Origin of the sequence: Rubellimicrobium mesophilum DSM 19309, from assembly GCF_000600335.2 — a bacterium.
GTDB lineage: Bacteria > Pseudomonadota > Alphaproteobacteria > Rhodobacterales > Rhodobacteraceae > Rubellimicrobium > Rubellimicrobium mesophilum.
Window position 1 is genome coordinate 13051 of sequence record NZ_KK088563.1, and the last position, 25322, is coordinate 38372.

Annotated in this window: 18 protein-coding genes and 1 pseudogene; 7 read left to right on the plus strand and 12 right to left on the minus strand. The window is 71.7% G+C overall.

The features are described 5' to 3' along the window. From RUMESO_RS08510 to RUMESO_RS08525, 4 genes are all read right to left on the minus strand, one after another. Complete coding sequence (locus RUMESO_RS08510; RefSeq protein ID WP_037279646.1) at nucleotides 1-3471, minus strand: indolepyruvate ferredoxin oxidoreductase family protein; 3471 nt, start codon at nucleotides 3469-3471, stop codon at nucleotides 1-3. Between the two features lie 169 nt (nucleotides 3472-3640). Next, the gene (locus tag RUMESO_RS08515) at nucleotides 3641-4582 is read right to left on the minus strand and encodes an ABC transporter permease (protein ID WP_037279647.1); all 942 of its coding nucleotides are present in this window, start codon (nucleotides 4580-4582) and stop codon (nucleotides 3641-3643) included. Further along, nucleotides 4579-5628, minus strand: coding sequence for an ABC transporter permease (locus RUMESO_RS08520; protein ID WP_037279649.1), 1050 nt, complete (start codon nucleotides 5626-5628; stop codon nucleotides 4579-4581). The genes RUMESO_RS08515 and RUMESO_RS08520 overlap by 4 nt, the downstream gene beginning before the upstream one ends. Continuing rightward, nucleotides 5618-7135 (minus strand): ABC transporter ATP-binding protein, encoded by a 1518-nt coding sequence (locus RUMESO_RS08525; RefSeq protein ID WP_037279651.1) that lies wholly within the window; start codon nucleotides 7133-7135, stop codon nucleotides 5618-5620. Before RUMESO_RS08525 ends, RUMESO_RS08520 begins: the two co-directional genes overlap by 11 nt. A 138-nt stretch (nucleotides 7136-7273) precedes the next feature. Here RUMESO_RS08525 and RUMESO_RS08530 point away from each other — a divergent pair, with 138 nt between their 5' ends. After that, the gene (locus RUMESO_RS08530; RefSeq protein ID WP_037279653.1) at nucleotides 7274-8503 is read left to right on the plus strand and encodes an aminopeptidase; all 1230 of its coding nucleotides are present in this window, start codon (nucleotides 7274-7276) and stop codon (nucleotides 8501-8503) included. 119 nt (nucleotides 8504-8622) lie between these two features. Here RUMESO_RS08530 and RUMESO_RS27025 read toward each other — a convergent pair whose 3' ends face one another. The 4 genes from RUMESO_RS27025 to RUMESO_RS08545 all read right to left on the minus strand — a co-directional run bounded on the left by RUMESO_RS27025 (nucleotide 8623) and on the right by RUMESO_RS08545 (nucleotide 11510). After that, on the minus strand, nucleotides 8623-8790 hold the full coding sequence (locus RUMESO_RS27025; RefSeq protein ID WP_245639202.1) for a hypothetical protein: 168 nt from the start codon (nucleotides 8788-8790) through the stop codon (nucleotides 8623-8625). Nucleotides 8791-8894: 104 nt separating this feature from the next. After that, nucleotides 8895-9353: a BMP family ABC transporter substrate-binding protein gene (locus tag RUMESO_RS28125; RefSeq protein ID WP_342670750.1), complete on the minus strand. Its 459-nt coding sequence runs from the start codon at nucleotides 9351-9353 to the stop codon at nucleotides 8895-8897. Between the two features lie 290 nt (nucleotides 9354-9643). Further along, nucleotides 9644-10936 (minus strand): amidohydrolase family protein, encoded by a 1293-nt coding sequence (locus RUMESO_RS08540; protein WP_037279655.1) that lies wholly within the window; start codon nucleotides 10934-10936, stop codon nucleotides 9644-9646. A gap of 100 nt (nucleotides 10937-11036) precedes the next feature. Beyond that, entirely contained in the window at nucleotides 11037-11510 is a 474-nt protein-coding gene (locus tag RUMESO_RS08545) for an Lrp/AsnC family transcriptional regulator (RefSeq protein ID WP_245639204.1), read from the minus strand. Nucleotides 11511-11633: 123 nt separating this feature from the next. Here RUMESO_RS08545 and hppD point away from each other — a divergent pair, with 123 nt between their 5' ends. Beyond that, nucleotides 11634-12728: a 4-hydroxyphenylpyruvate dioxygenase gene (gene hppD, locus RUMESO_RS08550; RefSeq protein ID WP_037279657.1), complete on the plus strand. Its 1095-nt coding sequence runs from the start codon at nucleotides 11634-11636 to the stop codon at nucleotides 12726-12728. A 117-nt stretch (nucleotides 12729-12845) separates the two neighbouring features. On the opposite strand, the gene fahA is transcribed toward hppD, so the two are convergent. Both fahA and hmgA read right to left on the minus strand, forming a co-directional pair. Further along, nucleotides 12846-14105, minus strand: a complete 1260-nt coding sequence (fahA, locus tag RUMESO_RS08555; RefSeq protein WP_037279658.1) for a fumarylacetoacetase — start codon at nucleotides 14103-14105, stop codon at nucleotides 12846-12848. A 105-nt stretch (nucleotides 14106-14210) separates the two neighbouring features. After that, nucleotides 14211-15562 (minus strand): annotated as a pseudogene (gene hmgA / locus RUMESO_RS08560) (homogentisate 1,2-dioxygenase). A 92-nt stretch (nucleotides 15563-15654) separates the two neighbouring features. On the opposite strand from hmgA, the gene maiA reads away from it, so the two are divergent. Together maiA and RUMESO_RS08570 are read left to right on the plus strand one after the other, a co-directional pair. Continuing rightward, nucleotides 15655-16308: a maleylacetoacetate isomerase gene (gene maiA, locus RUMESO_RS08565; RefSeq protein ID WP_037279659.1), complete on the plus strand. Its 654-nt coding sequence runs from the start codon at nucleotides 15655-15657 to the stop codon at nucleotides 16306-16308. After that, nucleotides 16305-16760, plus strand: a complete 456-nt coding sequence (locus tag RUMESO_RS08570) for a MarR family winged helix-turn-helix transcriptional regulator (RefSeq protein ID WP_037279660.1) — start codon at nucleotides 16305-16307, stop codon at nucleotides 16758-16760. Before maiA ends, RUMESO_RS08570 begins: the two co-directional genes overlap by 4 nt. A gap of 12 nt (nucleotides 16761-16772) precedes the next feature. On the opposite strand, the gene RUMESO_RS08575 is transcribed toward RUMESO_RS08570, so the two are convergent. Together RUMESO_RS08575 and RUMESO_RS08580 are read right to left on the minus strand one after the other, a co-directional pair. Beyond that, nucleotides 16773-17249 carry a CAP domain-containing protein gene (locus tag RUMESO_RS08575; RefSeq protein WP_037279661.1) on the minus strand — a complete coding sequence of 159 codons (477 nt, stop codon included), beginning with the start codon at nucleotides 17247-17249 and terminating at the stop codon, nucleotides 16773-16775. Nucleotides 17250-17565: 316 nt separating this feature from the next. Next, on the minus strand, nucleotides 17566-18294 hold the full coding sequence (locus RUMESO_RS08580) for a Crp/Fnr family transcriptional regulator (protein ID WP_051521140.1): 729 nt from the start codon (nucleotides 18292-18294) through the stop codon (nucleotides 17566-17568). A 179-nt stretch (nucleotides 18295-18473) separates the two neighbouring features. Here RUMESO_RS08580 and RUMESO_RS27035 point away from each other — a divergent pair, with 179 nt between their 5' ends. From RUMESO_RS27035 to RUMESO_RS08595, 3 genes are all read left to right on the plus strand, one after another. Beyond that, nucleotides 18474-18929 carry a DUF1127 domain-containing protein gene (locus RUMESO_RS27035; RefSeq protein ID WP_051521141.1) on the plus strand — a complete coding sequence of 152 codons (456 nt, stop codon included), beginning with the start codon at nucleotides 18474-18476 and terminating at the stop codon, nucleotides 18927-18929. Nucleotides 18930-19088: 159 nt separating this feature from the next. Further along, nucleotides 19089-22091: an NAD(P)-binding protein gene (locus RUMESO_RS08590; RefSeq protein WP_051521142.1), complete on the plus strand. Its 3003-nt coding sequence runs from the start codon at nucleotides 19089-19091 to the stop codon at nucleotides 22089-22091. Then, the gene (locus tag RUMESO_RS08595; protein ID WP_037279666.1) at nucleotides 22088-25195 is read left to right on the plus strand and encodes an ATP-binding protein; all 3108 of its coding nucleotides are present in this window, start codon (nucleotides 22088-22090) and stop codon (nucleotides 25193-25195) included. Before RUMESO_RS08590 ends, RUMESO_RS08595 begins: the two co-directional genes overlap by 4 nt. The last annotated feature ends 127 nt before the right edge of the window (nucleotides 25196-25322 follow it).

Below are 25322 nucleotides of genomic sequence, written 5' to 3' on the forward strand. Positions count from 1 at the left end.
TCATTCTGCCGCCAAGGCGTGACCGGCGGGCGGCTCGGCGCCCCGGTCGAGGTCTGCGAGGAGCTTGGTCCGACGCTCGGCCGCCTGGGCCATGGCCGCGTCCTTTACCGGCCCGAAGCCCCGGATCTGGTTGTAAAGGTCGAGCAGCGCGAGAGCCTTGGGAGCGGTGCGGTCGTCGAGGAGGGCAAGAACCTTGGCCACGTCAGCCTCGTAGTCGGGGATGAGGGCGCGCTCGGCCCGGCGCTCGGCGGTGTGGCCGAAGGGGTCGAAGGCACTGCCGCGCAGGGACTTGAGGCGGGCGAGCGTCCGGAGAACCGGGAAGAGCCAAGGGCCGAACTCGTGCTTTACGGGGCGGCCGGTGGGGCCGGGCTTGGCCAGGAACGGGGGCGCGAGATTCAGGGACAGCTTCATGTTGCCATCGAAGCTGTCCTCCAGACCTTTGCGGAACTCGGGCGCGGTGAGGAGGCGGGCGACCTCGTATTCGTCCTTGGGGGCGAGGACGCGGGCGTAGCCGTGGGCGACGGAGCGGACGATCTTGCGGGCGGTCTCCTTGTCGGAGAGGCCGACGGTCGCCGTTTCGACCCGCGCCACGAGGGCGGCGTAGCGAGAGGCCAAGCGGCTGTTCTGGTAGGCAGCCAGGTGCGCCTTGCGCTGCACGACCAGCTCCTCGGTCGTCATGTCCTCCATGGACCGGCGCGGCGCCTCGAGCTTGGGGAGCCTCGCGGGGTCATCGGCCATGACGCGGCCCCAGGCGAAGGCGTCGAGGTTGGTGTCCACGGCCACCTTGTTGAGGCGGATCGCCTGCTCGATGGAGTCGTGCGAGACAGGGATCAGGCCCTTCTGCCAGGCGTAGCCGAGCATCAGGATGTTGGACGCGATCTCGTCCCCGGCGACGGCGAGGCCTGCCGCCGTGAAGTCGTGGAAGTGCCGCTCGCGCAGGTGGCCCGCGAGCATCCCCTCGACCTCGCGGGTGCGGAAGTCGAAGTCGCGGTGCAGCACGAAGTCCGAGACCGGGGTCATGTGGGTGTTGACGACGCCGGCCGTCCGCTCGGGGTTGCAGAGGACGGCGGCCTCCTTGGAGACGGCGACGACCGTGTCGGCGGCCAAGAGGACGTCGGCGCCGCCGGTGACGATGCGCGGCTCGGTCGGAGCATGGTCGGCGGGGCCGATGCGGATGTGGCTCAGGACCGCGCCGCCCTTCTGCGCGAGACCCGCCATGTCGAGCACCATGGGCGAGAGGCCGTCCATGTGCGAGGCCATGGCAAGGATCGCGCCGATGGTCAGGACGCCGGTGCCGCCGACGCCTGCGACCGCGACGTTCCAGGGACGGTCGAGGACGGGGCGCTGGGGCTCGGCTAGGTGGCTCGTGTCCGGGCGGTCGGCGGCGGCGAGCTTGCGGGGCTGGCCGCCGCGCACGGTCACGAAGCTCGGGCAGAAGCCCTTGAGGCAGGAGTAGTCCTTGTTGCAGGTGGACTGGTTGATGCGGCGCTTGCGGCCCATCTCGGTTTCCAGCGGCTCGACGGCGACGCAGTTCGATTGCACCGAACAGTCGCCGCAGCCCTCGCAGACCTCCGGGCTGATCCAGAGGCGCATGTCGGGGTCCGGCAGCGTGCCGCGCTTGCGGCGGCGGCGCTTCTCGGCGGCGCAGGTCTGGACGAAGACGATGGCGGTGACGCCCTTGATCTCGCGCAGCTCTCGCATGGTGTCGTCGATGGCGTCGCGGTGGCGGATCACGGTGCCGGGGGGGAGCGCCTCGGGCTTGTAGGCCTCGGGGGTCTCTGCCAGGAAGCGGATCTCCTGCACGCCCTCGTCGCGGAGCATGTGGGCCACGCGCTCGGGCGTCAGGGGGCCGTCGACGTGCTGGCCGCCGGTCATAGCCACCGCGTCGTTGTAGAGGAGCTTGTAGGTGATCGGCGTCCCCGCCGCGACGGACTGGCGGATGGCGAGGAGGCCGGAGTGGTAGAAGGTCCCGTCGCCCAGGTTGACGAAGCGGTGCGGCTCGTCGGTGAAGCGGGAGATGGCGGTCCAGGGGACGCCCTCGCCGCCCATGTGGGTGATGGTGTCGGTGTTCCGGTCCATCCACTGGACCATGTAGTGGCAGCCGATCCCCGCCATGGCGGTCGAGCCCTCGACCACGCGGGTCGAGGTGTTGTGCGGGCAGCCGGCGCAATACCAGGGGCGGCGGATCACCGGCGGCTGGTGGCCGGTCATGGCGCGCTCGATGCCTTCTAAGCGCTCGACGCGCTCGGTGATGCGGGCCTTGAGGTCGTCGGGGATGCCGTTCGCCACCAGCCGGTCCACGATGGCGCGGGCGACCTCCGCCACCGTCAGGCCCGCCGAGAGGTGCAGGAAGGGCCGGTCCATGTGGTCGAACTTGCCGACGATCCGGGGCCGCACGTCGGCGCGCCAGTTGAAGAGCTGCTGCTTGATCTGGTGCTCGATGATCTCGCGCCGCTCCTCGACGATCAGGACCTCCTCGAGGCCTTCGGAGAAGTGGCGGATGCCCTCGGGCTCCAGCGGCCAGGGCATCCGGACCTTGTAGATGCGGACGCCGATCTGGTGCAGTTCGCGCTCGCCCAGGCCCAGTTCGTGCAGCGCCTGGTCCACGTCCTCGTAGGCCTTGCCGGAGGCGACGATGCCGAAGCGGGCGCGGGGGGTGTCGAAGGTGACCTCGTCCAACCGATTGGCGCGGGCGAAGGCGCGGGCGGCGTAGCCCTTGTATTCCTGGAGCCGCTCGTCCTGCACCAGGGGCGGGTCGGGCCAGCGGAGGTTGAGGCCGCCGGGCGGGAGCTCGAAGTCCTCGGGGATCACGAATTGGCGCTTCTCGGGGGCGAGGTCCACGACGGCGGTGGTCTCGACGGTCTCGGAGATGACCTTGAAGCCGACCCAGCAGCCGGAGAAGCGGCTCATGGCGATGCCGAGGAGGCCCAGGGGCAGGAACTCGTGGACGGAGCTCGGGTAGAGCACCGGCATGATCGCCGAGATGAAGGCGTGGTCGGACTGGTGCGGGATCGAGGAGGACTTGCATGTGTGGTCGTCGCCCGCGACCGCGAGGACGCCGCCGTATTGCGAGGTGCCGGCTGCGTTGGCGTGCTTGAACACGTCGCCCGAGCGGTCCACGCCGGGACCCTTGCCATACCACATCCCCACGACGCCCTGCTTGCGGGCGCCCTTGGAGAGCGGGACCTGCTGGCTGCCCCAGACGGCGGTGGCGGCGAGGTCCTCGTTGATGCCGGGCTGGAAGTGGATGTCGAGCGGGTCGAGGAACTTCCTGGCCGCCCAGATCTGCTGGTCGAGGCCGCCCAGCGGCGAGCCGCGATAACCCGAGATGAAGGCGCCGGTGTTGAGGCCCGCCGCGCGGTCGCGGCGCATCTGCGTCATGGGCAGGCGCACGAGGGCCTGGATGCCGGTGAGGAAGACGCGGCCTTCCTCGGCGGTGTACTTGTCGTCGAGCGAGACGGCGATGGTCATGCCACCCCCTCCTGAACGGCACGACGATGGGCGCGGCGAGGCGCGGTCATCGGCGGTGCTCCTCCCACCCGGCTTCGCGTGGCCGGGCCTCCTGAAGGAAATGTTAGCACCGGGGGGACGGTTTCCAAGAAGGTCAGTGACGGTGACGTAAAATGTGACGTGACGTTCCTCATCGCTCGCCTCGCCGGTAGGGGGCCATGAGGGCCTCGGGGACACGGGCGCGGCGGGAGACGAGAACCAGGGCGAGGATCGAGAGGAGGTAGGGCGCCATCAGGAAGAGCTGGTAGGGCACGCCCGGGACGGCGTTCTGGAGGCGGAGCTGGTAGGCGTCGAAGAGCGCGAAGAGCAGCGCGCCGAGCAGCGCCTTGCCGGGGCGCCAGGAGGAGAAGACCACCAGGGCGATGCAGATCCAGCCCCTGCCCTGCACCATGTAGGGGAAGAAGCTGTTGAAGGCGACCGTGGTCAGGAACGCTCCGCCGACGCCCATTAGCGCCGAGCCCGCGACGACCGCGCCGGTGCGGAGTCGGATGGGGTTGAGGCCCTGCGCCTCGACGGCGTGGGGGTTCTCGCCGGTCATGCGGATCGCCAGGCCGAGGGGCGTTCGGGCCAGGACGTAGGACAGCACCGCGACCGTCGCGAGCGCGAGGTAGGTGGGCGCGGCCTGGTCGAAGAGGACCTCGCCCAGGAAGGGAATCGTGGAGAGGCCGGGGATGGGGAGCGGGCGGAAGGGCTGGATGGTCGGGGGGGATTCGCCGACGACCACGAGGAGGCGGTAGAGATAGTAGGAGAGCGACGACGCGAAGAGCGTGATGCCGAGGCCGGAGACGTGCTGGGAGAGGCCGAGGGGCACGGTGAGCCAGGCGTGGAGGAGTCCGAAGAGCGCGCCCGCGAGGCCGGCGGCGAGGAGGCCGGTCCAGAGGTCGGCGCCCTGGTAGACGGCGAGCCAGCCGATCATGGCGCCGAAGGTCATGATGCCTTCGATGCCGAGGTTCAGGACGCCCGCGCGCTCGCAGAGGAGCGCGCCGAGGGTGCCGAAGATCAGCGGCGTGGCGATGCGGAGGACGGCGGCCCAGAGGCTCGCGGTGAGGAGGAGGTCGAGCGCGCCGGTCATCTGACGAGCCTGTGCGTGGCGAGGAGGAGGGCCACGATCATCGAGAGGAGCGAGAGGGACATGATGACGTCGGCGATGAAGCTGGGCACCTCGGTCGCGCGGCTCATGGCGTCGGCGCCCACGAAGATGGTGGCGAGGAAGACGGCGGCCGCGACGACCCCGGCGGGGTGAAGGCCCGCGAGCATGGCGACGACGATCCCGGCGTAGCCGAAGCCGGGGGAGAGGGTCGTGGTGACGTAGCCGGTGGAGCCCAGGACCTCGATGGCGCCCGCGAGGCCCGCGAGGCCGCCGGACAGGGTCGCCGTGCCGAGGAGCGTGCGGGGGAGCGAGACGCCGGCGAAGGCGGCGGCGCGGGGGGAGAGGCCGGCGGCGAGGGACTCGGCGCCCCAGACGGTGCGGGCGTTGGCGAGCCAGACGAGGAGGGCAGCGCCGACAGCCACGAGGAGGCCGATGTGGAGGCGCGAGCGGGGGATCAGGTCGGGGAGGCGCAGGTCGGAGGCGACGGGGACGGAAGCCGGCCAGCCGAAGGCCATTGGGTCCTTGAGCGGGCCTTCGACCATCAGGCCCACGAAGAGGACGGCCACGAAGTTGAGGAGGAGCGTCGTCACCACCTCGTCTACGCCGAAGCCGAGGCGGAGCGCGGTGGGGCCGAGGAGGAGGAGCGCGCCGGCGGCCATGCCGAGGAGCATGAGGAGCGGGATGCCGAGGAGCGGCGGGAGGGTCGAGACGAAGCCGTGGCCAGCCCAGGCCGTCACGAGGGCGCCGAGGTAGAGCTGGCCCTCGGCCCCGATGTTCCAGAGGCGGGCGCGGAAGGCGACCGCCGCCGCGAGGCCGGTCAGGATCAGGGGCGTGGCGCGGGCCAGCATCTCGGTGACGGCGAGGCGGGAGCCGAGGGCGCCCTTCAGCATCTCGCCGTAGGCCGCGAGGGGGCTCACCCCGGCGGCGGCGATGAGGGCTCCGGCGAGGAGGAGAGCCGCGAGCACGGCGGCGAGGGGGGACACGATGGCGTAGGCCAGCGGGACATAAGGGCGTCGTTCAAGCCGCATCCTGGGCCTCCCAGGCGCCGGCCATGAGGAGGCCGAGGCGTCTCGGGTCGGCCTCCTCGGCGGGGATGGGGGCGGAGAGCCGACCCTTGACGATGGCCTGGAGGCGGTCGGAGAGGGCGAGCGCCTCGTCGAGTTCCTCCGAGATGAGGAGGATGGCGGCGCCGTTCTCGCGGGCTTCGAGGAGGCGGGCGTGGACGGCGGCGATGGCGCCCTCGTCGAGGCCGCGCGTGGGCTGGTTGGCGAGGAGGAAGCGCGGGCTCGCGGCGAGCGTGCGGCCAAGGATGAGCTTCTGCATATTGCCGCCGGAAAGGAGCCTCGTGCGGGTGTCGGGGGTGGCGCCTCGGATGTCGAACCTTGCGATGAGGTCCTGCGCGAACGTCTTGGCGGCGGCGCGGCGAACGAAGCCGTTGCGGGCGAAGGCGGGGTCGCGGGCGCGCTCCAGGGTGGCGTTCTCCCAGACGGCGAGCTCTCCGATGACGCCCTCGGCGTGGCGGTCCTCGGGGATGCGGCCGACGCCGGCGCGGATCAGGGACCGGGGGGAGAGCGCGGTCATGTCGTGGTTGCCGAGGGTGAGGCGGCCGGAGGTGGGGCGGGCGAGGCCGGAGAGGAGGCGGCCCAGGGCGGCCTGGCCGTTGCCGGAGACGCCGACGAGGCCGAGGACCTCGCCCTCACGGACCTCGAAGGTGACGGCGTCGAGACGGGTCTCGCCGTGGTCCGTGAGGGTGACGTTGTCGGCCTTGAGGACCACGGGGCCGGGGGCGCGGGCCTCGCGCCGGGGGCGGGTGACGCAGCGGCCGACCATCAGCTCGGCCAGCTCGGCGGGGGTGGTGGCCTTGGTGGCGCGCTCGGCCACCAGCTTGCCGGCGCGGAGGACGGCGACGCGGTCGGAGGCGGCCATGACCTCGTGGAGCTTGTGGCTGATGAAGACGATGGAGAGCCCCTGCCCCGTCATGCCGCGCAGGGTCCTGAACAGTTGCTCGGCCTCGGGGCGGGCGAGGACGGCGGTGGGCTCATCGAGGATCAGGATGCGGGCGTCGCGGTACAGGGCCTTGAGGATCTCGACGCGCTGGCGCTCGCCGACCGAGAGGTCCCCGACCCGCGCGTCCGGGTCCACGGGGAGGCCGAAGCGGGTGGCGAGGTCGAGGAGCTTCTGGCGGGCGTCGGCGCGGTGGGAGCGGAGGCGCAGGAGGGGCTCGGAGCCGATCACGACGTTGTCGAGGACGGACAGGTTCCCGGCGAGGGTGAAGTGCTGGTGGACCATGCCGACGCCGGCCTCGATGGCGGCGCGGGGCTTCCCGGGGGGAAGCGGACGGCCATGGACGCGCACCTCGCCCTCGTCGGCGGTGTAGTGGCCGAAGAGGATGTTCATCAGCGTCGTCTTGCCCGCGCCGTTCTCGCCGAGCAGCGCCAGCACCTCGCCCTGGGCGAGGGACAAGGTGATGGCGTCGTTGGCGAGGAGCGGGCCGAAGCGCTTGGTGATGTGGTCGAGTTCGAGGACGGGGGTCATGGTGGGTCCGGGTTCAATGCTGGAATCACCCTAGCACGGCCCAAGGGGGTGTTGCGTCGCGTCACTGAGCACCGTGCGTTGCGTCCCCCCTGCCCCGCCGTTAACCGTTTGCGGGTTGCAGCAGGAAAGGCCGTGCCGATGCCCGACAACCAGCTCCTCGACCGCTATGCCGAGCTTACCGTGCGCTCGGGCGTGAACATCCAGCCGGGGCAGCAACTCGTGGTGACGGCGCCGCTGGAAGCGGCCCCGCTGGCACGGAAGATCACCGAGCACGCTTACCGCGCCGGGGCGAGCCTCGTGACGGTGCTCTACAGCGACGAGCAGGCGACGCTGGCGCGGTTCCAGCTTGCGCCGGACGACGCCTTCGACGTGGCGCCGGGATGGCTGTTCAACGGGATGGCCGAGGCGTTCAAGGGCGGGGCGGCGCGGCTCGCGCTCGTGGGGGAGGACCCGGCGCTGCTGTCGGAACAGGACCCGGCGAAGGTCGCGCGGGCCAACAAGGCGCGCGCGGTCGCCTACCGTCCGGCGCTGGAATATATCTCGGGCTTCGCGATCAACTGGAGCATCGTGGCCTTTGCCCACCCGGCCTGGGCGCGGGCGGTGTTCCCCGGCGTGCCGGAGGGCGAGGCGGTCGAGCGGCTGTGGCAGGCGATCTTCGCGGTGACGCGGACGGACCGGCCCGATCCGGTGGCCGCGTGGGCGGAGCACTCGGCGGAGCTGGAACGGCGGGCGAAGTGGCTCAACGATGGGCGGTTCAGCGCGCTGCGTTACAGCGGGCCGGGGACGGACCTGACGCTCGGGCTCGCGGACGAGCACAAGTGGCTCGCGGCGGGGGGGAAGGCCAAGAACGGGGTGTTCTGTATCGCGAACCTGCCGACCGAGGAGGTCTTCACCATGCCGCACCGGGAGCGGGTGGAGGGGACGGTGAGGTCCACGAAGCCGCTCTCCTACAACGGGACGCTGATCGACGGCATCCGGGTGCGGCTCAAAGGGGGGCGGATCGTCGAGGCCTTCGCCGAGAAGGGCGAGGAGACGCTGCGGAGCCTGCTGGCCACCGACGAGGGGGCGGCGCGACTTGGGGAGGTGGCGCTGGTGCCGCATTCGTCGCCCATCTCGCAGTCGGGGCTGCTGTTCCAGAACACGCTCTTCGACGAGAACGCGGCGAGCCACATCGCGGTCGGGCAGGCCTATCCGGACACCATCGCCGGGGGCGGGCGGCGGCCGAAGGAGGAGCTTGCGCGGATGGGGATGAACGAGAGCGTGGTGCATGTGGACTGGATGATCGGGTCCGAGGAGATCGATATCGACGGGGTGCGGGAGGATGGGTCCGCCGTGCCGGTGATGCGCGGGGGCGAGTGGGCAGAGTGAGGAGTCGGACGTAGGGCGGGGCTCACCCCGTCGGCCCCGTGTGCGCCGCAGGCCGAGGTCGCGTGGCGGGGTGAACCCCGCCCTACGGAGCCCGCTGGGGGCATCGCGCCCCCTGCCCGTCAGGACGGCTCGGCCGGGTCGATGGGGACCTCGAAGGCGCCCGAGGTGATCTCGTCGCGCTTGGCCTCCATGGGCGGGATCGCGTCGGCGGGGACCATGTCGGCGTTGTAGACCAGCTCGTTGCCGCCGTGGCGCATGAAGGAGTACTCCGTGTAGCTCTTGCCCACGGGATTGCCGGCCTTGATGTCGGCGACGACGGCCTCGACGGTGGGGCCGAAGTTCCAGACGGCGCTGGCGAAGACGGTGTCGGGGTAGCGGTCGCTGTAGTCGGTCAGCGAGCCGATGGCCTGCCCCTCTCCTGCGCGCCGTCGGCGGTGCCGATCCGCTCTCCGAAGAGGATGTCGGACCCGGCGTCGATCTGGGCGATGGCGGCCTCCTTGGCCTTGGCGGGGTCGAACCAGGCGCCGATGTAGGCGTTCGTGAAGGTCGCGTCGGGGTTCACCTCCTTCACGCCGAGGCGGAAGGCGTTGATGAGGAGGTTCACCTCGGGAATCGGGTAGCCGCCGACCGAGCCGAACTTGCCCGTCTGGGACATCTTCGCGGCCAGCATCCCGGCGAGGTAGGCGGCCTCGTGGTTGTAGGTGCCGAACGACCCCGAAGTTGTCGCCCGCCGGCTCGCCAGAGGAGCCCATGAGGAAGGCGGCTCGTGGGTAGTCTGCGGCGACCTCGCGGGCCTCGTTCTCGACGGCGTAGGATTCGCCCAGGACGAGTTGGGCGCCGGCCTCGGCATACTCGCGCATGGCGCGGGGGTAGTCGGTGGCGGCGATGCCCTCGGAGAACTCGTAGGTGATGAGGCCCTGCTCGGCGGCCTGCTGGAGCGCGAGGTGGACGCGGCTGTTCCAGGCGTTCTCGACGGGGGAGGCGTGGACGCCGGCGACCTTGATCGGGGCGTCCTGGGCTTGGGCGCGACGGAAGGTGACGGGGAGCGCGAGGAGCGCGCCCGCGCCGAGGAGGAGGTGGCGACGGGAGGCGTGGAGCTTCATCTGGGGGGTCCTTTCCTGTCGGGGGTCGTTCTTGTTGTCAGTCGAGCGCCGGGGGCGCGTAGTCCGCCGGATCGACCATGTCCGGGCGGCCATCAAGGGAGAGGCGGGCGGTGCGGGGGGCGGTCTCGGACAGGACCTTGCCCTCGCGGAGGACGAGGAGGCGGGTGGCGCGGAGGCGGATCGCCTCGATGGGATCGCGGGCCTGGAGAAGGACGAGCGACGCGGGGCCGCCCACGCGGAGGGTCGGGTCGGGGAGGCCCATGGCGGCGGCGCCCCCGAGCGTGACCGAGTCGAAGGCCCAGCGCATCGCCTCGCGCGAGGTCATGGGGACGGCGTGGATGCCCATGCTCGCCACCTCGAGCATGTCGGCGGAGCCCAGGGGATACCAGGGGTCCATGCAGCAGTCCTGGCCGAAGGCGACGTTGACGCCCGCCGCCCGTAGTTCCGGCACGCGGGTCAGGCCCCGGCGGCGGGGATAGGTGTCGGCGCGGCCCTGGAGGGTGATGTTGATGTTGGGGTTCGGGACGATGTGGATGCCGGATTCGGCGATCAGCGGGATGAGCTTGCTGGCGTAGTAGTTGTCCATGCTGTGCATGGAGGTGCAGTGGGAGCCGACGACGCGGGCGGCTAGCCGCAGGCGCGTGGCCTCGGCGGCGAGCGTCTCGATGTGGCGGCTCAGGGGGTCGTCGGATTCGTCGCAGTGGAGGTCCACGGGGAGGCCGCGCTCGGCGGCGATCTCGCAGAGGCGGATGACGGAAAGGCGGCCGTCCTCCATCGTGCGCTCGAAGTGGGGGATGCCGCCGACCACGTCCACGCCCATGTCGAGGGCGCGGAGGAGGTTCGCCTCGGCGGTGGGCGAGCGGTAGAGGCCGTCCTGGGGGAATGCGACGAGCTGGAGGTCGATGTAGGGTCTGACCTTGGCGCGGACCTCGATGAGGGCCTCGGTGGCGGTGAGGCGGTCGTCGCAGACGTCGACATGGGTGCGGATCGAGAGGAGGCCCTGCGAGACGGCGAGGTCGCAGTAGCGGAGCGCGCGCTCGATCACCGCCTCGGGGGTGAGGATCGGCTTCAGCTCGCCCCAGAGGGCGATGCCTTCGAGGAGGGTGCCGGAGCGGTTGAGGCGCGGGATGCCGAGCGACAGCGTGGCGTCCATGTGGAAGTGGGGGTCCACGAAGGGCGGGCTGGCGAGGCGCCCGGCCCCGTCGATCTCGCGCGCGGCCTTGCCCTGGAGGTTGGGCTCCATGGCGGCGATGCGGCCGTCCGCGATGCCGATGTCGAGAGGGCCGCGGCCGTCCGGCAGGCGGACGTTCCGCAGGATCAGATCCAGCATGGCGAGTTCCCCTAACCCCTTGAGGGGACGCTAACAGGCGCGGAACGTCGGTCAAGCGGCGTGGCGGTCCCGACCCGAGGGAAAGCGCGGAGACCGCCCGCTAGAGCGGCAGGCCGGCCTCGGGCTTGAGCTGGTCCATGACGATCTGGCTCTGGACGCGGGCGACCGAGGGGTGCGGGAGGAGCGAGCCGTGGACGAGGCGGTTCAGTTCCGCGAGGTCGGCGCACCAGACCCGGAGGAGGTAGTCGGACTGGCCGGTGATCGTCCAGGCGGCGACCACCTGGGGCAGCGTGGCGAGGAGGCGGGCGAAGTCGCGGGCGGCGTCGGGACTGTGGGCGGCCATCTGCACCTGGATGAAGGCCTGGACCTTGAGGCCCAGGCGGTCGGGGTCGAGGCGGGCGAGGTAGCCGGCGACCACGCCCTCGGCCTCCAGGCGCTGGCGGCGGCGGGCGGCCTGGCTGGGGGACAGGTTCAGGCACTCGCCCAAGTCCTGCGCGGTGATGGTCGCGTCGCGCTGGAGCTCGGCGAGGAGGCGGAGGTCGGTGGCGTCGATGGTGCGGGCGTCTTGCGGCAAACCAGTGCTTCCGTGCGAGGGGCTCGCATGAATGACGGCCCGGAGGGTGAACTTCGCGCGCCCTTCGCGCGTTCCTTGCGAGAGACTAGCGGAACCCGTCCAACCACGCAAAGGCCACCCGTCATGGGTCCCTTCCCGCACGACGCGCCGCGCGCGACCATCTCCGCCCAGAACCCCGCCGGGACCGACGGCTTCGAGTTCGTCGAGTTCGCCCATCCCGAGCCGCAGGCGCTGCGCGACCTCTTCGCGCGCATGGGCTATGAGCTGGTGGCGCGGCACAAGGCGAAGGCGGTCGAGCTCTGGCAACAGGGGGACATCACCTATGTGCTGAATGACGAGCCGGGCTCGCACGGGCGGGAGTTCGTGGAGGAGCATGGACCCTGCGCGCCGTCGATGGGGTGGCGCGTGGCGGATGCGCGGCATGCCTATGAGCACGCGGTCAAGAATGGCGCCACGCCCTATGAGGGGCCGGGGAAGGTGATGGACCTGCCGGCCATCGTCGGGATCGGGGGGTCGCTGATCTACTTCAACGACCGCTATTGGGACGCGAACCCCTATGACGGGGAGTTCGACTGGGTGGCGGATGCGAAGCCGAAGGGGGTCGGGTTCTACTACCTCGACCACCTGACCCACAACGTCCACAAGGGCAACATGGACACGTGGTTCGACTTCTACGGGCGGCTGTTCAACTTTCGCCAGATACGCTTCTTTGACATCGAGGGGAAATACTCCGGCCTGCACTCGCGTGCCTTGACGTCGCCGGACGGGCGCATCCGCATCCCGATCAACGAGGACCGGGGCGAGACCGGGCAGATCGTGGAATACCTCAAGCGCTACAAGGGCGAGGGCATCCAGCACATCGCGGTGGGGACGGACGACATCTATGCGAGCGTCGACGCCATCGCGGACAGGGGCGTGAGGTTCATGCCGAAGCCGCCGATGACCTACTACGAGACCTCGAGGGATCGCGTGGCGGGGCACGACGAGCCCGTCGAGAAGCTCGCGAAGCACGGCATCCTGATCGACGGCGAGGGCGTGCTGAACGGGGGAGAGACCAAGATCCTGCTCCAGATCTTCTCGCGCACCGTCATCGGGCCGATCTTCTTCGAGTTCATCCAGCGGAAGGGCGACGAGGGCTTCGGCGAGGGGAACTTCAAGGCGCTGTTCGAGAGCATCGAGCAGGACCAGATCGAGCGCGGGGTGCTGAAGGCGGGGTGACGGAGCGCGTCCGTGGCCGGTCGGGCGGGCTTCAGCCCGCCATGCTCCGTCGGGTGCCGGTGCGCCGTCGGCCGAGGTCGCGTGGCGGGCTGAAGCCCGCCCTACGGCGTGGCGCCCTCAACGCGCATACGGATCGGACAGCGCCGGGACGACCTGCCCCGTGCAGTCCCCGAAGCCGATGCGGTAGCCGTCTCCCTGGGCGTGGCCGCGCAGCGTGAGGGTGTCGCCGTCCTCGATGAAGGTCCGGGTCCCGCCCTCGATAGGGATGGGCTCCTTGCCGCCCCAGCTCAGCTCCAGCAGGCTGCCCCGGCTGTCCCTCGTGGGACCGGAGATGGTGCCGGAACCGAGGAGGTCGCCGGTCTCCATGGGGCAGCCGCTGGTGGTGTGGTGGGCGAGCTGCTGGGGGAAGGAGTAGGCGAGCTCGCGGGCGTTGGTGCGCGAGATGACCGTGGGCGTTCCGCCTTCGGGGCGGAGCTCCACCTCGAGGGCGAGGTCGAGCGCCATGGGTTCCGGCTCATCGAGGTAGGGGAGGAGCGGCACCTCGCGCGGCTGGCCGGGGGCGCGGAACGGGCGCAGGGCCTCGGCGGGGACAATCCAGGGGGAGAGGGTGGTGGCGGTGGCCTTGGCCTGGAAGGGGCCGAGGGGCTGGTATTCCCAGGCCTGGATGTCGCGGGCGGACCAGTCGTTGAGGAGGACGTGGCCGAAGATCATGGCGTCCGCCTCGGCCACCGTGACCGGGCGGCCCATCCGCGAGGGGGTGCCCACGATGGCGCCAAGCTCCAGCTCGATGTCGAATCGACGGGAGGGGGCGAAGACGGGAGCCTCGGCGCCCGGCGGTTTCAGTTGGCCCCAGGGGCGGCGGACGGGGGTGCCGGAGACCACGACGGAGGAGGCCCGGCCGTTGTAGCCGATGGGCATGTGCAGCCAGTTCGGGGGCAGCGCGTTCTCGGGGCCGCGGAACATGGTGCCGACGTTCTCGGCGTGGTGGCGGCCGGCATAGAAGTCGGTGTAGCCGGCGACCTTGAAGGGGAGATGGAGGCGGGCCCCGGCCATCGGAACAAGATGGCGCTCGACGGCGGGCTGCTCGGCGGAGCCCTCGGCCAGGAGCGCGGTCAGGCGGGTCCGCAGCGCCGCCCAGGTGGCAGGCCCGGCGGCCATGAGGGCGTTCCAGGAGGGCTCGGCCAGGAGGGGGCTGTCGGCGAGGCGCAGGAGCCCTGCCCTTTCGGCTCCGGTGGCGTCGAGGATCATGTCGCCGATGGCGACGCCGCAGCGGCGGGGGCCGTCGCCCGTCGAGACGAGGCCGTAGGGGAGGGCGTTGAGGGGGAAGTCGGTGTCGGGGGAGTTGGCGCTGGCGAGCCAGGAGCGGAGGAGGGGCACGGGGGAATCCTGCGTAGGGTGCGCGCTCGCACGCGCCGCGTGTCGTGTCGAGGTGGCCGAGCGGGACGTGGCACGGGCACGCGTCCTGAGGGTATCATCGGCCTCTCACTTCACCTCCGGCGTGCCGTCGAACTTCTTCTCCAGGCTCGCCCAGCAGTCGATGTAGTCGTCCTGCAGGGGAGCGCTCTTGGCGGCCCACTCGGTGAGGTGCTGCGGGAAGCGGGTCTCGAACATGAAGCTCATGGTTTCGTCGAGCTTCTCGGGGCGGAGGTCCGCGTTCGAGGCGCCCTCGAAGGCCTGCCGGTCGGGGCCGTGGGGGAGCATGCAGTTGTGCAGGGACATGCCGCCGGGGACGAAGCCCTTGGGCTTGGCGTCGTAGATGCCGTAGATGTTGCCCATCAGCTCGGACATGACGTTCTTGTGGTACCAGGGCGGGCGGAAGCTGTGCTCGGCCACCAGCCAGCGTTCGCGGAAGAGCACGAAGTCGATGTTGGCGGTGCCTTCCAGGCCCGAAGGGGCGGTCAGCACCGTGAAGATCGACGGGTCGGGGTGGTCGAAGAGGATGGCGCCGACGGGGGCATAGGTGCGGAGGTCGTATTTGCAGGGCGCGTAGTTGCCGTGCCAGGCGACCACGTCGAGGGGGAGTGGCCGATGCGGGTGCGGTGGAACTGGCCGCACCACTTGAGGGTGACGGTCGATGGCGCCTCGCGGTCCTCGAAGGCGGCGACCGGAGTCTTGAAGTCGCGCGGGTTGGCGAGGCAGTTGGCGCCGATGGGGCCCGGTGGGGAGCTGGAAGGGACGCCGTAGTTCTCGCAGACGAAGCCACGGGCGGGGCCTTCGAGGACCTCGACACGGTAGACGAGGCCGCGCGGGAGGATGGCGATCTCCGAGGGGGAGAGGTCGATGACGCCCAGCTCGGTGCAGAAGCGCAGCCGCCCCTCCTGCGGGACGACGAGGAACTCGCCGTCGGCGCTGTAGAAATACTCGTCTTTCATCGACTCGGTGACGAGGTAGATGTGCGCGGCCATGCCGGTCTGGGTGCTCACGTCGCCGGCGGTGGTGACGGTGCGCATCCCGGTGACCCAGGTCAGGGGCTCGGTGGAGTGAGGGACCGGGTCCCAGCGGTACTGGCCGAGCGAGATGACCTCGGGGAGGATGTGCGGCGCGCTCCTCCAGAGCGGCACGTCGATCCTCTCGAAGCGGGTGACGTGCTTCACGGAGGGGCGGATGCGGTAGCACCAGGTCCGCTCGGGGTGCGGCCTGGTGAAGGCGCTGCCCGAGAGCTGCTCGGCGTAGAGGCCGTAGGCGCATTTCTGGGGGGAGTTCTGGCCCTGGGGCAGCGCGCCGGGAAGCGCCTCGGTCTCGAAGTCGTTGGCCCAGCCGGGCATGTAGCCGTCGTGGGTGCCGAGAGTTGTGGCGGCGCGGATCATGCCCTCGGGCAGGTCGAGACCGGTCATCGGGGGCTCCCTTGCGTCCTGGGCGATCCTAGCGCGCAGATAGTTGCAAATGCAACCATGTCGAGCTAGGTCAGGACGGGAGGGAGGGCCCGATGATCGTCCTGCACGACTACTGGCGGTCCTCCTCGGCCTATCGGGTGCGGATCGGGCTGGAACTGCTGGGGCTGCCCTACGAGAGCCGGCCGGTGGACCTCGTGAAGGGGGAGCAGCGGGGGGCGGAGAACCTCGGGCGCAATCCGCAGGGGCTGGTGCCGGTGCTGGAGATCGACGGGCGATCACTCACGCAGTCCCTGGCGATCCTCGAATACCTCGACGAGACGCGGGGTGCGGGGTTCCTGCCGAAGGACGCGCCCGGCCGGGCGCGGGTGAGGGCGCTTTCCTATGCAGTGGCGATGGAGATCCAGCCAGTGTGCAACCTGCGGGTGGCGCGGCACGCGGCGGAGGCCTCGGGTGGGGACATCGCGCAGGAGGCGTGGATGAGGCACTTCATCGCGCTGGGGCTGGAGGGGCTCGAGGGGATGCTGGGGGACGGCGGCGCCGGGCGGTTCTGCCACGGAGACCAGGTGACGCTCGCGGACCTCTGCCTCGTGCCGCAGCTCTACAACGCCCGGCGCTGGGGCGTGGAGCTTGCGCCCACCCCTCGCGTCGAGGCGATCGAGGCGGCGCTGCAGGCGATCCCGGCGGTGCGGGCGGCGCATCCCGACGCGGCGCGCGCGCGGCACGAGGCCGGGCGGGCGGGCCCATGACGGACGGGCATCCCGGGGGCTTCGACCTCGACGCCTTCCTGCCCTACCTGCTGAACCAGGCGGCGGAGGCGACGAGCCGGGGCTTCGCGCAGGTCTACCGGGCCGAATACGGGATGACGCGGACGCAGTGGCGGGTGCTCGCCAACCTAGGCAGGTCCGGGGCGATGACCGCGTCCGACATCTGCCGCGTCTCGCACGTGGAGAAGACCAAGGTGAGCCGGGCGGTGGCGGCGCTGGAGGAGCGGGGGTTCCTCGCGCGCGAGCGCCATGGGGCGGATCGGCGGGCCGAGACGCTGTCGCTCAGGCCCGAGGGACGCGCGGCCTTCGAGAGGCTCGGGATGCTCGCTCTCGACTACGATCGCGCGCTGCGGGCGAGGCTGGGGCCGGAGGCGGCGACGCTGGCGCGGGTGCTGCGGGAGATGATCGCCGCCGGCGCGGAGCCTGGGGGATAGGAGCGCCCCGGCTCAGTCCGAGAGCATGAGCACCCAGGTGTCGCCGACATGCCCGAGGCCGAAGCGGCTATAGCCGTCGCGGAGCATGTTGTCGCGGTGGTCGGGCGAGTTCATCCAGGCCTTGAAGACCTCGCGGGCGTTCCGCTGCCCCATGGCGATGTTCTCGGCGATGGCGTGGCAGCGGCAGTCGGCGCCCTGCGCCCGCTCCATCGGGCCCGATCCGTCCGGGGCCGTGTGGGAGAAGTAGCTGCGGTCGATCATGTCGGCGGCATGGGCGCGGGCGGCCCGGCGCAGGCGCGGGCTGGAGCGGAGGTCGCTGGCCCCGGCGCGGGTGCGGGCGCGGTCGAGGCGCTCGCCGAAGCCGACGCGGACGACCTGCGACGACTCCCCGGCGGACGACGTGGCCACGGGCGCCATGATGGGGGCGGCCTGGGCCTGGGCCCCGAAGGCGACGGCAAGGATCGTGGCGACGATGAGTTGGACCCGCACAACGGCTCTCCCTGGCTGTCACGAACTAAAGAGGACGGGTACGGCCCTTTCAGGGAAAGATGCCGACCAAAGAAGGGCGGAGGAACGCCCGCCCGGCGGGGACGTGGCGAGCCAGGAGGGATCGCGTCCGACCCCCTCCCGGCATCGCATCGGCTTGGCTTGGTCGCGGCGCTCCGGCTGTCCCGCCCGGGGCCGCGCTCGCTGTGCCCGGTTCATGCCGTCCCGCGCGGGACCTTGGCAAGGCCGTCGATTCGGCATCGGCGCGGAGTTGCCGTCCCGGAGCGTCGGGATCGGCGGGCAGCCGCGCAAGACAGGGTCAATCGCGAAGGTCGCTCAGCTCGGCGAGCTGCCGCAGGCGGGTGGGGAAGCAGGTGATGTGGGCGCCGTCGCGCCGCACGGCGCCCTCGGCGATCAGCGACTGGAGCGCCTGGTTGAGCTTGGGGCGGCTCGCCCCCAGGACGGCCGAGAGGTCGGACTGGCTGAGGTTGAGCTGCAGGACGGCCTCCTCGGGCGCGCGGTCGCCGTAGACCTGGCGCAGGGAGAAGAGGAAGAACCGCACGAGGCGCATCCTGAGGTCGTAGAGCGCGATGGACTCCATCTGGAGGTTGGTCGCGCGGAGGATGCGGCTCAGGTGCCGGGCGACGGCGAGGCCCAGGTCGGGCCGGACGCCGGCGATCTCGAGGACGCGGGCGCGGGGGAGGATGATGGCGGTGGTGGGCTCGACGGCGGTGGCGTCGGCCGAGCGGGGCTCTCCGTCGATGATGGCGAGCTCGCCCATCACCTCCCAGGGGCCGAGTTGGCGGAGCATGAGCTCGCGCCCCTGCGCGGTGCCGAGCGAGAGGCGCACGCGGCCCTCGGTGATGGCGACCATGTGGTCGCCCTCGTCCCCGCGCTGGAAGATGACGCCGCCCGCGCCCCAGCCGCGGCGGTGGGCCGAGGCGGCCAGCGCCGAGAGCGTCTCGGGCGAGAGCTCGGAGAAGAGCTCGAAGCGGCCGAGGACCTGCGCGAGGTCCGAAGTGGCCGGTCGGGCCGGGCTGGCGATCATCGGTACGTCTCCCAACGGGGCCTGCATGGCTCTCCCGCCGATCCGGGGAACCTAACGGCGCCACGCTGTTGACGCAAGGGAAACAAAGTTCCCCGAGGAACAGCGTCCGTCATGCGAATCAGTCAGAGTCGTCCGCATCCCGAGGCCCCGCCGAGGGCCCCCGAGCGGAGGACACGGCCATGACGACCATCAGCCTGAGCGCCACCGAAGCCCTTCTGGACCTGATGCCCGGTCGGGCGGGCGCCCGCAAGGCCCACCAGGCGGCCGTTCCGCTCCGGCTGCGCCTCCTGCCCCGGGCCTGGGGCGAGGCCCTGGAGCGCCGGGCGCGGCAGCGCGAGATGGAGGCGGCCTTTGCCCGGCTGTCCGAGACCTCGACGCATCTCCTGGACGACGTGGGGCTCGGGGGCGTCGAGGCGGCACCGGCCACGCCGCCGATGACCTGGACCCGCGCCCTGCCCCCCCCGGGCGCCGAGGTCGCCTACCCACCCGTCGGCGGCATGGCGACCACGCGGTCGCGGCGGCGCCTGGCGGAGCTGGACGATCGCCTTCTGGCCGACATCGGCGTCAGCCGCGCCCAGGCCATGCAGGAGGCCCGCCGCCCCCGCTGGGATGCCCCCGAGGCCTGGCTTCGCTAGCCTCGGGCCGCCCCCCCTGCCCGGGCCTCCTGGACGGCCCATGCCCCGTGACCGGCGCCACGGGGCGCTCCAATCCGCTTGACGTGATGGCGGGCCTGTAGGCCAATGGCCCTTGCGCCCGATCGGAGGGCGTGGGGAGCGACAGGGACAGCGGGACGAATGGCCAAGCGCAGGGTCGCCGTGCTGGGTGGCGGTGTGGGCGCGATGAGCGCGGCTTGGGCTCTGACCTCGCAGCCCGGCGCCCGCGACGACTACGACATCCACGTCTATCAGGTGGGCTGGCGGCTGGGCGGCAAGGGGGCGAGCGGCCGGAACCCCCTCCAGGGCCAGCGGATCGAGGAGCACGGGCTCCACATCTGGTCGGGCTTCTACGACAACGCCTTCCGCGTCATGCGCGAGGTGTTCGACGAGCTCCGGGACGAGCCCAACACCTACCGCAGCGTGGACGAGGCCTTCTTCAAGGACAACAACATCGTCCTGGGGGAGAGGACCCCCGAGGGCTGGGTGCGCTGGATCGTCCAGCCGGCGATGAAGGACGACGAACCCGGCGTGGGCGAGGACGACCTCTCGCCCTGGGGCTACTTCCTCAAGCTCGCGGCGCTGATGCGCGATACGCTGGACCGGCTCGACCCCGACCACGCGACGGGGACCGGCCATGCCTCGACGCTGGCGCTGGGCGACCTCGGCGACGACCTGCTGCGGGGGCTCGCCGGGGTCGGGCAGGCGCTGGGCGAGGCGCCGCTGCACCTGATGCAGGCGCTGGCGGGGCTCCTGTCCGGGGCGGGCCGGGCCGACGAGGGACGGGCGGGGCCCCTCGCCCGTCTCGCGCGCGGGGTGCAGGAGGACATCCGGGCGCGGCGGGCGCGGTTCTCGGACGGGGACGGCGTGGAGGACGCGCTGCGGCGGGTGTTCCAGCTCCTCGACCTGGGCGGCGCGGCGCTGCGCGGGATGGTGGAGGACCGCGTGCTCTGGCGCGGCTTCGACGCCATCGACGGGGAGGAGATCTCCCACTGGCTGGAGAAGCACGGCGCCGAGCCGGGGAGCGTGGACGGCGCGCTGATCGTGGCCGTCTACGACTACGCCTTCGGCTTCCGGGGCGGCATGACCACCGAGCAGGCCCGCGCCATCGCGGCGGGGACCTTCCTGCGCGGCACGCTGCGGCTGATGCTGACCTACAAGGGCTCGATCTTCTACAAGATGCGCGGCGGCATGGGGGACACGATCTTCACGCCGCTCTACAAGGCGCTGCGGAAGCGGGGCGTCCACTTCCACTTCTTCCACCGGGTGCGGGGGCTGCACCTCGACCCGGGCGCGCGCGCCGTCGATTCCATCACCATCGAGCGTCAGGTGACGACCAAGGGCGACTACCGGCCCTTCGTGACCGTGAAGGGGATCGACTGCTGGCCGAGCGAGCCGCTCTGGGACCAGATCGAGGAGGCGGGGGCGCTGCTGGGCACCGCCGCCGCGGCGGGCACGGGGGACGAGGCCGGCGGGCGGCTGGGCGCGGCCGACCTGGAGAGCAGTTGGACGGCCTGGAAGGGCGTCGAGACCCGGACGCTGCGGCGCGGGGAGGATTTCGACGAGGTGATCCTCGGGATTCCGGTGGGCGCGCTGCCGGACATCGCGGGGGACCTCATCGGCGCTTCGCCGGCCTGGCGGCGGATGGTCTCGCGGGTGCAGACGACGGCGACGCAGGCCATGCAGCTCTGGCTGCGGGAGCCCACGGAGGGCCTGGGCTGGGGGCATGGGCCGTCGATCCTGACGGCCTACCAGGACGCGCTGAACACCTGGGCGGACATGAGCCACCTCGTCCCCGCCGAGGCGTGGCCGGCGGAGGACGAGCCGCGCAGCATCGCGTATTTCTGCGGACCGCTCGCCGATCCGCCCAAGGTGCCGGACTACTCCGACACCGGCTATCCGGGGCGCGCGCGGGACGAGGTCAAGGCTGAGGCGATGACCTGGCTGCGCGAGAACATGGGCTTCATCTTCCCGCGCCTCCTGAAGGACGACGGCAGCTTCGACGACGGGCTGCTGGTGGCCGCCGGCGCCGCGACGCCGGAGGCGCGCTGGGAGGCGCAGTACTTCCGCGCCAACGTGGAGCCGACCGAGCGCTACGTGCTGTCGGTCCCGGGCTCGACGACGGCGCGGCTGAGGGCGGACCGCTCGGGCTTCTCGAACCTCTGGCTCGCGGGGGACTGGACCTACACCGGCATCAACGCGGGCTGCGTCGAGTCGGCGGTGATGTCGGGGATGCGCGCGGCGGCGGGGCTGGCCGGCGTGACCCCTCGAATCGTCGGCGAGGAGGAGGACCCGATCCCGGGCGGGAACGGCCAGAACGAGCCGCAGTCCACGGCGCCCGTCCTCAAGACCTACCGCCCGCAGAACTCGCCCTGGCCCTGGAGCGCGGTCTACGGCATGGCCGAGACCACGGGGCCCTGCGTGACGCTGTCGATGCCGCGCGACGCGGTGGCGCGGATGCTGCCGCAGGGGCTGGCGCTGGCGCCGCAGATGGTGACGGGGCCGGGCGGGCATCCGGTGATCCTGCTCTTCGGCCGGCAGCGGGACGTGCGGCCGAACGTCGTGCCCCGGGGATGGACGAGCTACCTCGAATTCATCTGCGCCGTTCCCTTCGTGATGCACACGGACGCCCGGCTCGGCCGGATGCCCCCGATGATCTGGCCGCAGAAGCTCTACCTCGACTCCGACCCGCCCATCGCGCTGGGCGTCTACGGCTACGGCTTCCCGAAGGAGAAGGCGCGGATCGACTGTGACGATTCGAGCTATGTCGTCACCGACCGCCGCACGGGGCGGGAGATCATCTCCTGCGCCTGGACCAGCAAGGGGGACAAGGCGCGCGCCTTCGCCTTCCCGAAGTTCGCCGCCGTCCGCCCGGCCTACGAGATGGCCATGGTCACGAAGCGGCCGCTCACGGGGTGGCAGTATTCGGTCTACGACTTCTCGCTCGATTCGGCGCTGCTGGAGTCGCTCGCCATGGAGGTGCGGATCGGTGACAACGGCTTCGGCCTGCCGCCGGGGCTGCATCGCCCGCCCAGCATCGCGGAGGCCTCGCTGGGCGGCTTCTTCCTGACCGCCGACGGCACCATCAACAACCCGTTCCAGAGCCGGGACATCCGCCAGCACCTGCTGGACATGGCGCCATGACGGGGATGCGGTGCTCGGTCTGCGGGGGCGCCATCGACCCGGGCGCGCGGTTCTGCCCCTCCTGCGGGACGCGCCTCGTCGGGCAGGCGCCCGCGCGGTCGCGCTTCATGTCGGTGCTGTTCTGCGACCTCGTGGAATCCACCGCGCTGAACGAGCGGATCGGGGACGAGGCGATGTTCGCGCTCCTGGCCGCCTACCAGGACATCTGCCAGTCCGTGGTGGACGAGGAAGGCGGCTACGTCGCCAAGTTCATGGGCGACGGGATGCTGGCCTATTTCGGCTACCCCGTGGCCATGAAGAACAGCGCGTCCAACGCCGTCTCGGCCGCGCTCGGGATCATCGAGAGGGTCCGGCGGCTGTCGGGGCCGGGCGGGGCGGCGCTGCAGGTCTGCGCGGGGGTGGCCACCGGCTGGGTCGTGGTGGGCGATGCCCATGCGAGCCCCGCCGCGCGCGAGACCATGGCCATCGGCGGCACGGTGAACCTCGCCGCGCGGCTCCTGGCGGCGACGCGGCCGGGAACGGTCGCGGTGGGGGACGAGGTCTGCCGCAAGCTCGACCCCGCCGCCTTCACGCGCAGCTTCCTGGGCATCCACCCGCTCAAGGGCTTCTCCAACCCCATCGCGGTCTGGGCGGTCGCGCGCGCGCAGGCCTCGCCGTCGCGGGGCGAGTTCATCGGGAGGACCGGCGCGCTGGGGCGGCTCATGGCGACCTGGGACGAGGCGAGCCGGGGGAGGCTGCGCGCCGTGGAGGTGCAGGCGCCGGGGGGCTTCGGCAAGACGACGCTGGTGCGGCACTTCCTGGCGCAGGCCGCCACCGACCAGGAGGTCTACGAGATCCGGGGCCTGAGCCATCGGCGCGACCAGAGCTTCGGCTGCCTCAAGCCCGTCGTGGCCGAGCTCGCAGGGCTCGACACCGCCGCGCCCCCGGAGGCGCAGCGCGTCCACCTCGCCGAGTTCGCGCCCGGGGCGACGGGCGAGGGTCTGGCTCTGCTGCTGGGACTCGATCCGACCCCGGTCGCGCCGCTGATCCGGCAGGAGCGCATCCGCCGCGCGCTCACCGACCTGTTCGGGAGCCTGGTCGGGGCGGGACGGGCCGTCCTGTTCGTGGACGATGCCCACTGGATCGACCCCGACACGCAGGCGCTGCTCGACGGGATGCCGAGCGGGAACTTCGCGGATCATCCGCTGCTGCTTCTCGCGACGCGGCGGCCGGAGGGGGAGCATCTGTGGGCCGGCACGGCCGAGGTCATCGACCTGGAGCTGTTCCCCGACAGCGAGGCCACCGCTATGGTGGACGCTCTGGACCGTGAGGAACGGCTCTCGCCGGAAACGCGCGAGGGGATCGTCCGCCGCGCCGCGGGCGTGCCGCTCTACCTCGAGCACATCACGCGCGCCGTGCTCGAGCGGCCGAGCACCGAGGCCCTGGGCGCCCTGCCCGACACCATGGTCGAGGCGCTGCTCGAGCGCTTCGACCGGCTGGAGGAAGGGCAGTCGCTGGTCGAGGCGGCGGCGGTCCTGGGTCCTGCGGTGCGCGTGGACGTCCTCGCGCGGATGCTGGGCCAGGGCCAGCACGAGGTCGCGGACCAGGTGGCCGACCTCGTGTCGCGGGGCCTGTTCGGGCAGGACAGCGACGGGACCATCGCCTTCGACCACGCGCTGATCCGCGACGCGGTGCTGGAGACGCTGCTGTCGTCGCAGCGGGTGGACCTGCATTCCCGCGCGCTGGCCGCCTATGCCGCCGTCGCGCCCGAGCGGCTGGAAGCGGAGCCGGCGACCGAGGCCTATCACCTCCTGGGCGCGGCGCGGCCGGCCAGGGCGATCCCGCGGCTCATCGAGGCGGCGCGCCGGGCCATCGCTGTCGGCAACCTGACCGAGGCCATGGCGCACCTGCGCCGATCCGAGGCGGCGCTCGCGGACGTGCCGCCGGGGCGCGGGCGCGACGACCTGGAGATGCTGACCGAGTTCTTCATCGGCGACGCGCTGGTGCAGACGCGGGGCTTCGCCGACGGCGCGGTGCGGGCGGCCTACCAGCGGTCGCTGGAGCTCTGCCTCGCCAGCGCGGGGGGAAGCGAGACCGAGTTCCAGATCGTCTGGGGCATCTGGGCGCACATGCTGGTGGTCGGCGAGACCGCGACCGCCGCCCGCATGGCGCAGCGGATGGACGAGATCGCCCGCGACCTCCCCGAGCTCAGGGTGCTGGCCGAGAGCGCGCGGTCGGTGAACGCCTTCAGCGTCGGCGACTTCGCGGTGCAGGAGGAGGCCTGGACCCGGACCTCGGCGCTCTACGACCTGGGCAAGCACCGCTTCCAGGCGGTGACCTACCTGATGGACGGGCTGGAGCTGGCGTTGCTGTTCCGCATCCACGGCCGCTGGATCGCGGGGGACGAACCCGGCTGGCGCGCCGCGATGGCCGAGGCGGCGGCGCACGAGAGGAGGCTCGCCCTGCCCTTCCTCGGTCCCTACATCCGCGTCTTCGGCGCCGGCGCCCATTGCTATGCCATGCCGGAATCCGACATCCGCCCGGACCTGCAGGCGGCCACGGCGCTGGCGTCGGAGCTGGGCCAGCCCTTCTGGATGATGGCCGGGAACCTGTGGCTGACGGCCGCCCGCGCTCAGATGGAAGGGCCCGTCGCGACCCTGGCGGACCAGGAGGCGGCGGTGGGTCTTGCCGAGGCCATGGGCCTGCGCCTGACGATCTCGTTCCACGAGGCCCTCCTGGCGCGGAGCCATGCCACCGTGGGGAGGCACGAGGACGCCGAGACCCTGGTCGGACGGGCGCTGGCCGCCATCGCGGAGGGGCAGGATCGCGTCTACGAGCCGGAGGTGCTGCGGCAGAAGGCCGAGATCGGCCTCCTCGCGCGTCCGGACGACCTCGAGGCCGCGCACGCGACGCTGACGCGGGCGGCCGATCTCGCGCGCGGCTCGGGCGCACGGGCCTGGTCGGCGCTGATCGCGGGGTCGCAGGCGCGGCTCCTCGCCCGCGGCGAGGGACGCGAGGCCGCGGAGGACTGGCTCAGGCGCCAGCTCGAGGGGCTCGTGCGGCCGGGGTCGGAGAACCACCCGGCCTTCCGCAGCGCCGCGCAGGCGCTCGACCGGCCCGTCTGAGGGCGGGGCGGCTCGTCGACGGCGGCTTCGCGTCAGGCGCGGGGCGCACCTCCGGAATACCTGCCTATCCGGGTCCGCCGGGCCGGGGCTAGGGTCGGCTGCATCTTGGGTTCGAGCATGGGCGATG